We start from the raw sequence: 10,208 nt of genomic DNA, 5'->3' as shown, positions 1-10,208 counted from the left end.
TGGTTACTAGCATGTCCGTCAAGCCGTTCGATCTTGGAGACGAGGTACTGGAAGCACTGGAAACTTCCCTCTCCCCGGAGAGGATGTCCACCTATGTCAAGGCAGCAGGCGGAGATCGGGAAAAGGCGGGCGCACACGGGTTCCAGACAGGTGTTGTCGGCCGCGCTGACGTATACTCCCTAGGATGCAATCTAAGGTGCAGGAGGCGCCATGACCACAAAGCTGACCCCACACATCGATGAACATCCGATCGAGCAGGCGAAGGCACACAGCCGGGCGCACGGAGAATCCGTATCCGAGCGCGTCGCCGACTACTTCGCCATACCTGGCCCCGGCACGGAAGACCACGGACGAGAGAGCTCCACTCCGTTGGTCGACTCCCTGCATGGCTTGCTGAAGGATAAGAGTCTCGACGAGGAAAGCTACAAAAGACACCTTGTTGACAAATATGGATTATGAGTTAGGTGTATAACCCTCTTGACAAAGATCAGGACCCGAATCCTATCCTGTTGGCGGTTGTTCCGATTTCCCGCCACAAGCGGGCTTCCTTGAAGCTGAGTTAGGCGTGTAACCGACTGAGTTGAAAAAGGAATTTCTCCGGGGCTTGGCCCCGGCCTCTTTGGGAGCAACTGCCCGGCGCGCCAAAGCAGACAAGGGATTGTCTGCAACCACGCACTACCGTGGCCTACCTCACCGATTGCCGATAGGATCCAAAGATGCGGGTAATTTTCGATCTCAACGTTCTCTTGGATGTCCTGCTCGACCGCGTACCCCACGCGACCGACTCCGCTGCCGCACTGCGACTCGCCGAGACCCACACCGTTGAAGGATACCTGTGTGCCGCGGGGGTGGGCACACTCGACTACCTGCTCACCCGCGGCCTAGACCGGAAGCAAGCCCGCTTCCATCTCGGCAACGTCCGCAAAACCTTGCACATCGCCGCAGTAACCGAGGCCGTCATCGACGCGGCTCTGGCCCTAGATTGGCCGGATCTTGAAGACGCAATCGTTCACGAGAGTGCCCGCTTAGGCGGGGTCGACGCCATCGTCACGCGTGATCTTGCGGATTTTTCGGCGGCTTCCCTAGCAATTTTCGTGCCGAAACAACTGGTCGCTGTCGCAACTCGCCGCAGATAAAGGGAGCGATACAGCTAAGTCGATAACCGGCAGCATCGTCGCTGTATCCCAGAAAACACAACGAAAAAGGCTGACTCCGGAAGAACAACTGCGCGTCCGGCTATCTCGGATACCCCGCAAAGTGGCCCGCAGCATGGCTTTCGCGGGGGAGCTAGTGGAGGAGAAGATGTTGGAAGCCGAACTCAGGCGTCGCATCACGCCACTTGCTTCGGTGCAACGGGCTTTAATCCCTTGCGCACTACCGCGCGGGCGAATTGCTCCGGTGTCGGATCGGGGATATCGGATTTATCGATATCTTCGTCAGCAAGCGTACGGAGGCGCTCCCAGTCAGTCTCCGAGGGCGGCGAAGTAGCATTCGGCGATTGTTTTATCGGTTTTGCGGGCATGGAAGATTCGAATCTCTTCATCAGTTTCGGTATGGGCAATCAGTGACTGTTCCTATCATTTACGGTCGTTGGCCCGATTTCCCGCCACTAGGCGGGCATCATTGAAGCTGAGTGAGCGACGTAACTGGTTGACCATAAAAAGGAATTTTTCCGCGACCAAAAGCCGCGGCCTCTTTTTGAGACCTAAAAAAAGCCCCACAGAACCGACGGTTCTATGGGGCTTTGGTCGCAAACCAGCGCTGCAGGGCATACGAGTGGTCTACGATTTCAGCAATCAAAGTATCACGCGAATGCCTCCTGCAAGCAAGTTGTTAGCAACCAGATATAGGAGGTATCTATGCCTTGCCTGTATGTACTGAGGTTGATCGCCGCGGTCCTGACGCTCGTCGCGACCATTCTGCAGATGAAGATCCGCTAAAAAAGTGTGGATATCCGCAGCCCTGCAAACTGCTGAATCCAGCGTCCGCCGTATCGCGCTGCCCGCTATCTGGCGGGACTTGACAGTTAAGGATTTTCCTCGGCATCGCCGGGGCCTCATTAGAATGGATATCCACATCCCGAAAATCTTGCTGGAGGAATCATGAACGAGCTCACATTGGAAACCGTCCGCGCCACTGTTGCCGGAACCGCTGCCGCCTTCCGTCGCATTACCGAATATCAACCAGCCGGCGGGGTCGGCGACAAGCTCTTTCCGCCGACCTATGAAGGCGGTCGCTATGCTGTGGAGACACGCCTGATCGAGGGCAATCCCGATCCCGTCGATTGTGTGCTGATCGATTCGGTGCAATCCCAGGCCAATCGGATGGAGGCCGCGCTACTGGAGACCCACCGCAGCGGTCGAATTACTCTGCCGCTGGTGGTGGCCCACTTCGATCAGGAATCGCTGCTCAAGAAATTCACCGTATCCAGCCTCGACGCCCCCCACCGGGTCGCCGACGCCATCTTCCGTGACAGCCTGCTCGACAGGACCATATTTCGGCAGTCGGAGAAGGGTCGCATCCTGGATACCGCCGATGTGCGCAATGCCACCGGCCTCTTCGGCTTGTGCCCGACCGCACTGGTGTTCGGCCTGTGGGATTCCACCGGACCACGCGGGGGCCTGGGCGCCAAATTCCAGCGGGCTATCGTCTCCGAGATGACGGGATACGATGCTATTGTCGGCGTGAAGACCAGCAGCCGGATCGATCCTGCCCAGATCATGCTCGGTGCAGGCCCGTTGCATCATCGCAAGCAGCTGAGCGACGAGGCGCCGGACTGGACGCTGGACAGCAAGGCCGGAGGCAAAAAGCTCGGCAGGGATGGCAAGCCATCCGAGGCCAATCACGGCAATGTCACCCCTGGAATCAATGCCGGTGGCTTTACCATCGGCAAGGCCGTCCAGACCACCGTACTCTCTCTGACCTGCCTGCGCCGCCTGCGTTTTCCACTGGACGGCGTGGTCGACTCCGACCCCGCGGTAGACCAGGCCGCACGCTCGGTACTCGCCGCGTTGGGCCTTGCCGCGGCCGTGCTCTCCCACAGCGAGATGACGGATCTGCGCTCGCGCTGTCAGCTCTTCCCCACTGCCAAAGGGGCCTGGGAGCTGCTCGATGAGCCCGGCGCAGACCCGCAGACCTTCAGCCTGTCGCCGGACAATGCGGTCCGACTCTTCAATGACGCGGTAACGGCCGCCCGTGATGCGGGGCTGCCGTGGGATGGAGAGATCGCCCTCACACCCTCCCCGGAGCTAGTCGAGCTGGTGCGCCGTAGCCAGGAATTAGCGGCGGCGAGTGGCGAAGGAGACGACTGATGCTGGCGCTCGGCATTCACTATCTGAACGGGTGGGCGATGGCGGCGGCGGATGGGGCCAATAAAGAGATCGCCGAGTGGCCGCCGCACCCGGACCGGGTGTTCATGGCACTCGCCGCGGCCTGGTTCGAGACCGGAGAGGACCCCGCGGAGGGTGAGGCGCTGCGCTGGATCGAGACCCTGCTCCCACCCGCCATCGCTGCTTCGGACGCTACGCTGCGCACCGCCAGCCACAGCAACCGTCCGCCCGTCAGCTATGTGCCGGTAAACGATACCCGCAGGCACAAGCTCCCGGCGAGTACGGATTTGAGCAAGCTCAAGGATGCGGGCCTGGATCTGCTGCCCGAGCACCGCGGCCGCCAGGCGCGCCAGTTCCCGGTCGCCATTCCGCACCGGCCCTTGGTCCATCTCATCTGGTCCGATGCCGACCCCGGTCCGCACGCGGGAGCCATCGAGGGCCTAGTCCGCAAGGTGACCCATGTCGGGCACTCGGCCTCCCTCACCCAGCTCTGGCTCGATCCTAGCCCGCCCGAGCCGACATGGCTCCCGGACGAGGGACTTGCGGCCCACCGGCTGCGGATCCCCTCGTCCGGGCGTCTGGAATACCTGCGCGAGCAATGCAACCGGGAGGCCGTGATCGAGCACGCGGACTTGCAGGCCCGGATGAAATCCGCCAAAGGCAAGGAGAAGAAGACACTCAAGGCCCGCATCGAAGAGCGATTCGGGAATACGACCCCGGTCAGCCTGCGTCCCCAGCCGCATTCTTGGCAGGGCTATGCACGGCCTGCGCCAACGCAGGAGACGGTACTCCACGGCACCCTGTTCGATCCGCGCCTGCTGGTCCTCACCCTGAGCGGGCAAGGGCTCTCGCTGCCGGCAACCCTACGCTTGACTAATGCCCTGCGCTGCACCCTGCTCAAAGAGATCGCCGAGCAGCAGGGCACCTCCGCGACGGCCGATTGCCGGGGCGGTGATGCTAACGATATTAGATCCCTGATCGGTCGTTTTCCCTACCCCGAATGGCTCTGCGGCCATGCTCCGGACGGCGCGCCCACGACCCGACCCCACATCGCCTGGATACCGCTCCCCTTCGTCGACGCGGAACATGCGGACGGCCACATCATGGGCGCGGCTATGATTTTGCCTCGCGACCTTGATCCAGGACAGGTAGGGACCCTGCTGGAGCCTTGGCTGCGCAGTTCCGACACCGGACTACCCCGAAAAATCAAGCTGTTCGACGGCGGGTGGCTGCAAGCGACCGCCGAACTCGACGCCCGCGAATATCCGCCCTACAACCTCCGCCCCGAGACCTGGACCACGCAGACCACCGGGGCCTGCCAGTGGGCGAGCGTCACCCCGGTAGTGCTCGACCGGCACTTCAAGGGGGCGGACAAGTGGGAGCAGGCGGCGGAATCCATCAAGGATGCCTGTGAGCGCATCGGCCTGCCGCGGCCGGAGCACGTCGAGCTACACCCGGTCTCCTGGGTACGTGGCGCCCCCCGTGCGACCGAGTTTCCTTACCTCACCCGCAAGCGCGACGGCGGACGCATACATCATGCCCACGCCCTCCTCCGGTTCGGCGAGCCGGTGCAGGGTCCGATACTGATCGGCGCCGGACGCTTCCGTGGCTATGGCCTGTGCCGACCACTCGGCCGTTGCGGGCTACCACAAAGGGGGGGCAGCCATGAGTGAGCACGAACTGACCGGCCCGGATTTCGACGCCTATTTCGAGGCGCTATGGAAAAAAACGCCCTTCCCCTGGCAGCAGGCGCTCGCCCGGCGTCTGCTCGGCGAGGACCTGGATAACCCGAAATGTGACTGGCCGGAGGCCATCACCCTACCCACCGCAGCCGGCAAGACTGCCTGCATCGACATCGCCGTCTTCGCCCTCGCCGCCCAGGCATCCCGGCAGGAGCAGGGGAAGCCCCTGACCGCCCCACGCCGCATCTTCTTCGTCGTGGATCGGCGCATTATTGTCGATGAGGCCTTCGAGCGCACCCGATGCCTGGCGGAACGCCTAGCCGAGGCGAAGGACGGCATCCTCGGGGAGGTCGCCGACTGCCTGCGTCACCTCGCTGGTAACGACGAGCCTCTGGCCTGCTTCCAACTGCGCGGCGGCATCTATCGCAACAACGCCTGGGCGCGCTCGCCGATCCAACCCACGGTGGTATGCAGCACCGTGGATCAGATCGGTTCGCGCCTCCTGTTCCGGGGTTATGGACGTTCCTTCAAGGCATGGCATCTCGAGGCCGGACTGGCAGGGAACGATGCCCTGATCCTATTGGACGAGGCCCACTGTGCCCAGCCTTTCCTGGACACCCTCAAGGCCATCGACAAGTACCGGCGTTGGGCCGAAAAGTCCTTACCACTCCCATTTCGCACGACCATCCTGACCGCCACCCCGCCGAAGGGTGTCGAAAAAGCCCCTCTCCCGCCGGGAGAGGGGTTGGGGAGAGGGGATCGAAGGGCAACGACCGGTGCCTTCTGCGACATCCCCCCACCGGCGGAAGTAACCCCCTTCCCCGACCCGCAGACCGCCGCGGCCGACCGTGCCCATCCGGTGCTCAAGCGCCGCCTGGAGGCCTCCAAGCCCTGTCGGCTGGAGATCGCGGAGAAGGCCAAGGGCAAGGACGCGGCCAAGGTGAGTCGCGCCCTGGCCGAAACGCTGGTCAAAGAAGCGGAGCAACTGGTCACCGAATATACCGGCCAAGAATCCGGGACCGCCGACATCCTGTCGGTCCAAACACCATCCGATGCTTCGAGGCAACCGGCCGTGGCAATCTTCTGCAACCGGGTGGCGACGGTCCGGGCAGTCTTCGAGCGGCTCCGCAAACGGGGACAAACGGCTGCGCTGCTCACCGGCCGCATGCGTCCCTTCGATCGGGACGAGCTGATAGCCGGCCCCCTCGACGGTCTGGATGCGACCAAGGCCGAGACACGACGGATCGAAGCCCCCTTCTTCGTCGCCGCCACCCAGACCCTGGAGGTGGGCGCCAACCTGGATTTCGATTTAATGGTCACTGAGTGCGCGGATCTGTCCGCCCTGCGTCAACGCTTCGGACGCCTGAACCGCATGGGCCGAGATATCCCGGCCCAGGGCGTCATCGTCGTCCGGGCCGACCAGACCGAGGAGCAGAAGGATAGGGACAAGGCCGACCCCATCTACGGCAACGCCCTGCCCAAAACCTGGCAGTGGTTACTCAAGCAATGCGACGATAAGGGCCGGGTCGATATGGGTGTTTCTGCCCTAGAGACCCGGTTAAAGGACGAGGACCTGAAGCCTTTCACTGCCGAGGCCAACCAGGCCCCGGTCATGGAGCCGGCCCATCTGGATGCCCTCGCCCAGACCGCGCCGGCGCCCCTCCCCAGCCCGGAGCCGAGCCTGTTTCTGCACGGCCTGCAGACCGGGCCGGCGGACGTCCGGATATGCTGGCGCGCCGACCTGGACCCCAAGCAGGAACTCGACGGCGGTATCGAAGAACGCGACCTCGCATGGATCGACGCCATCACCCTCTGTCCGCCCGCCGCCGGTGAGCTGATGCCCGTCCCCTTCGCCGCCTTTCGGCGCTGGATGCAGGGCGGAAAACCGGCGGTGGACACCGGGGACATCGAAGGTATCCCAACCGACGAGGACACATCTGACACCAACGCACCCGAAACCAGTCCCCGAATAGTCGTGCGCTGGCTCGGACGCGAGGATGCCGAGGTCATCGACAAGCCCGACAAAATCTACAAGATCCGACCCGGTGACGTCATCGTCATCCCCGCCGCACTCGAGGGTTGGGATATCCTGGGACATAAGCCCAAAGATTCCCCCGTGGATCGGGGCGAGGAGGCCCACCTGCGGGCACGGGCGAGGGCGGTATTGCGGCTCCATCCCGACGTCCTTGCTGGCTGGCCGCTAACGGCTGATGCCCGAGAAAAGCTAATGAAGTTGGCCGAAAAGCCGGACCGAATCGACAGCGAGCCTGAGCTTCTCACCGCCGAGATCAAGGAAATACTCCAAAATCTCCCCGCTGGAATCACAGAAAAACGAAAAGCCGACGGCGGTGAAAAGGGTGCCGCGAACTGGTTGCTGGACGTTGCCGAGCACCTGGCAAGGGAGCGCCGTCTCGACCGCTGCATCCAGCACCACCCCTGCGCCGGACTGGTCATCACAAGCAAACGGCGGGTCAAGAACAAACAGCGGTCCGACGATGTATCGGATTTCAGTCACGAAGACGACTCGACGGCCTCCGGAACCGTGCGCAGGGAACTCGAAGACCATCTGCAAGGCGTCGCCTGTCTCGCCCGTCGCTTCGGCGGTCACCTACCCCCACCCATCGCCGAGGACATCCGTCTCGCCGCTCTCTGTCACGATCTGGGCAAGGCCGATCCCCGCTTCCAGGCTCTACTGCATGGGGACAACCCTTGGACCGGGGGACCACTGCTTGCCAAATCCGGCATCATGCGCCAGGGATACCGCGCTTCCGAGCGGGCACGCCGCAACGCCGGCTACCCCAAGGGGGGGCGCCACGAGCTGCTGTCAGTACGGCTGCTGGAGAACGCGCCCGAGCTACTCAAACAGGCGCACGATCCCGACCTGGTGCTGCACCTGATCGCCAGCCATCACGGATACTGTAGGCCCTTCGCACCGGTCGTAGACGACTCGGATCCTCGGGACGTCTCGCTGGATTTCGAAGGCCACACCCTCTCCGCCAACTCTGCCACCGGACTGGAGCGCCTGGACAGTGGTGTAGCGGAACGCTTCTGGCACCTGATTCGTCGCTATGGCTGGTGGGGACTGGCGGGGCTCGAGGCTATCCTCATACTCTCGGACCACCGCCGCAGTGAATGGGAAGAAAACCACAGTGAATCGGAAAAGAAGGAGCGCAGCGATGTCTGACACATTCGATCTGAACGGACTGGATGGCAGCAATCCCCTGGCCTTTCTCGCCAGCCTCGGCGTCCTGCGCGGGTTGACCCTTGCCTGGCCCGACGCACCGCCGCGGCTCTCCTGGCGGACGATGCACGGCGCTTTGCGACCCGTTCTGCACTCTGCCACCGAGGCAAACACCGACACCCTGTGCGAGGCCCTGCGCGATCAACTCCGAGCAACGGCGGATACCCCCGCCCTTACATTCGCAAAAGATCTCACCGTCACCGGAGGGGAGTTTCGCAAGGCCACAGTCCAGGCCCAATCGGAGTGCTCGCCGAAAGATCACACCGACCCTGACTATGCCGCTGCCTTCGGCTGCGAAGCCGTGGTCGATTCGAAGACGGGGCAAATTCTCGACACCGCCCTGCGGACCATGAGCGGGGCAGGGCACCAGCACTTCCTCGCATTCATGGGCCAACTCCTGAGGGAGACATCCGTGGAGCAGATCGACGCCGCCCTCTTTCGCCGCTGGACCTACTCGGACCCCGGCCCGAGCCTGCGCTGGGACCCGGTTGACGACCGCCGCTATGCCCTGCGGTGGGCGGAACCCTCCGGCGACCCCATCCGCACCGTACGCGGCGCCAACGCCTTGGCCGTCCTGGGCCTGCCTTTGCTGCCTACCCAGCCTGGTGGCGCTCAGCTCCTCGCCACCACGGGTTTTCGTCAGGTTCGGCGCAAGGGGACCTTCCTGACCTGGCCGATCTGGGAATATCCCCTCTCCCTTGATGTGGTGCGCTCACTGCTTGCCCTAAAGGAGCTCCAGGACGATAGGCCTCCACGTGAAAAACTCGCCCCGCGCGGGATCATCGAGATCTTCCGTAGCCAGCGCATCACCCAAGGCAAGTACCGCAACTTCACGGTCGCCCAGCCGGCTTGAGGATCAGCGTCGGCAACAACCTCATCTCCTAGAACCTGGGAACGAGCAAGGATTGGAGCACGGGCATCTCGCCCGCACGGCAAATACTGATCGCTGCGGTTCGCTTGCCGACTGCCGGCAAGCTGCGCTTATTGCCCATCTACATTCCTGCGTAAGCCAGACAGGCTCTAAGCGCCTTTAACAAATTTGCGGAATTGGGGTTTGCGCTTTTCCTTGAATGCCGTAACACCCTCTTTCGACTCATCGGTGTCGTAGTACAAGCCGACGGCCTGCAGGCCCAGTGCCGAGATGCCGCGCTGGTGTTCGGTATCCGCATTGAACGCCCGCTTGGCAATCGCCAACGCGGTGGGGCTGCGCTCCATGATTTCATCGCACCAGCGCTGTACCTCTTCATCCAGCTTCTCATGGGGAACTACGCAATTGGCAAGCCCCATCCGAAACGCCTCTTCGGCCGTGTAGCGCCGGCACAGATACCACATCTCGCGGGCCCGCTTCTCCCCGATGGTGCGGGCCAGGAAGGCACAGCCGAACCCAGGATCCACGGAGCCCATCCTGGGGCCGACCTGCCCGAAGATTGCCCGTTCGGAGGCGATTGTGAGATCACACAAGAGCGCGAGTACATTGCCGCCGCCGATCGAATAGCCTTGCACCCGCGCGATGACGGGTTTCGGGATATCCCGAATGACGCTCTGCAGCGCCTCGAGCGGCAGACCGATGGTTCCCCGACCATCATAAGCGCCCTCATGGGACGACAGATCCCCACCCGTGCAAAACGCCTTGTCGCCGGCCCCGGTCAGGACCACGACTCCGATCTTGCGGTTCCAACCCGCACGATTCAAGGCATCGATCAGCTCGTCACAGGTGATGCCCCGAAACGAGTTGAAGGTATCGGGTCGATTGATTGTGATCCTGGCGATGCCCTCGTGCACCTCATAGAGAATATCTTGATAAGCCATCTGCATAGGCCCCCTGTTGATTAATCAGTTCTCAGCATTAAGCCGTTTGATTAAAACGGATCCTGGCGTCGTGTTGGGTTACGGCGCGTTCAGCATGTCAGCGTGCCCGACATTGAACACCGAATGTTGGGCACGGGCCATCCCTGG

Annotated in this window: 8 protein-coding genes; 7 read left to right on the top strand and 1 reads right to left on the bottom strand. The window is 62.6% G+C overall.

The window, feature by feature from the left end:
* The 7 genes from E1958_RS20810 to E1958_RS07565 all read left to right on the top strand — a co-directional run.
* A partial coding sequence (locus tag E1958_RS20810; RefSeq protein ID WP_208108577.1) for a hypothetical protein occupies nt 1–242 on the top strand: 242 nt, incomplete at its 5' end.
* Nucleotides 211–459 (top strand): DUF6364 family protein, encoded by a 249-nt coding sequence (locus tag E1958_RS07595; protein WP_133511349.1) that lies wholly within the window; start codon nt 211–213, stop codon nt 457–459. The genes E1958_RS20810 and E1958_RS07595, both read left to right, overlap by 32 nt.
* A gap of 257 nt (nt 460–716) precedes the next feature.
* The gene (locus E1958_RS07590; protein ID WP_133511348.1) at nt 717–1,136 is read left to right on the top strand and encodes a PIN domain-containing protein; all 420 of its coding nucleotides are present in this window, start codon (nt 717–719) and stop codon (nt 1,134–1,136) included.
* Between the two features lie 966 nt (nt 1,137–2,102).
* A complete protein-coding gene (gene cas7g, locus E1958_RS07580; protein WP_133511346.1) occupies nt 2,103–3,311 on the top strand; it encodes a type I-G CRISPR-associated RAMP protein Csb1/Cas7g in 1,209 nt (402 codons plus the stop codon).
* The gene (csb2, locus tag E1958_RS07575; RefSeq protein WP_133511345.1) at nt 3,311–5,002 is read left to right on the top strand and encodes a type I-G CRISPR-associated protein Csb2; all 1,692 of its coding nucleotides are present in this window, start codon (nt 3,311–3,313) and stop codon (nt 5,000–5,002) included. Before cas7g ends, csb2 begins: the two co-directional genes overlap by 1 nt.
* Nucleotides 4,995–8,195, top strand: coding sequence for a type I-G CRISPR-associated helicase/endonuclease Cas3g (cas3g, locus tag E1958_RS07570; protein WP_133511344.1), 3,201 nt, complete (start codon nt 4,995–4,997; stop codon nt 8,193–8,195). The genes csb2 and cas3g overlap by 8 nt, the downstream gene beginning before the upstream one ends.
* Complete coding sequence (locus E1958_RS07565; RefSeq protein WP_133511343.1) at nt 8,188–9,105, top strand: type I-G CRISPR-associated protein, Cas3-extension family; 918 nt, start codon at nt 8,188–8,190, stop codon at nt 9,103–9,105. The genes cas3g and E1958_RS07565 overlap by 8 nt, the downstream gene beginning before the upstream one ends.
* A 167-nt stretch (nt 9,106–9,272) precedes the next feature.
* Here the strand turns inward: E1958_RS07565 and E1958_RS07560 are convergent, their stop codons facing one another.
* Nucleotides 9,273–10,061: an enoyl-CoA hydratase-related protein gene (locus E1958_RS07560; RefSeq protein WP_089729561.1), complete on the bottom strand. Its 789-nt coding sequence runs from the start codon at nt 10,059–10,061 to the stop codon at nt 9,273–9,275.
* Nucleotides 10,062–10,208: the final 147 nt, after the last annotated feature.

The organism is Candidatus Thiosymbion oneisti (genome assembly GCF_004359955.1).
Taxonomy (GTDB): domain Bacteria; phylum Pseudomonadota; class Gammaproteobacteria; order Chromatiales; family Chromatiaceae; genus Thiosymbion; species Thiosymbion oneisti.
Note: the sequence above shows the minus strand (reverse complement) of the source record. Positions and strands in the feature narration are given on the sequence as shown.

Excerpts from the sequence above, each read along its gene's own strand:
- E1958_RS07595 (WP_133511349.1), top strand. The coding sequence starts at position 211 with ATGACCACAAAGCTGACCCCACACATCGATGAACATCCGATCGAGCAG.
- E1958_RS07590 (WP_133511348.1), top strand. The coding sequence starts at position 717 with ATGCGGGTAATTTTCGATCTCAACGTTCTCTTGGATGTCCTGCTCGAC.
- cas7g (WP_133511346.1), top strand. The coding sequence starts at position 2,103 with ATGAACGAGCTCACATTGGAAACCGTCCGCGCCACTGTTGCCGGAACC.
- csb2 (WP_133511345.1), top strand. The coding sequence starts at position 3,311 with ATGCTGGCGCTCGGCATTCACTATCTGAACGGGTGGGCGATGGCGGCG.
- cas3g (WP_133511344.1), top strand. The coding sequence starts at position 4,995 with ATGAGTGAGCACGAACTGACCGGCCCGGATTTCGACGCCTATTTCGAG.
- E1958_RS07565 (WP_133511343.1), top strand. The coding sequence starts at position 8,188 with ATGTCTGACACATTCGATCTGAACGGACTGGATGGCAGCAATCCCCTG.
- E1958_RS07560 (WP_089729561.1), bottom strand. The coding sequence starts at position 10,061 with ATGGCTTATCAAGATATTCTCTATGAGGTGCACGAGGGCATCGCCAGG.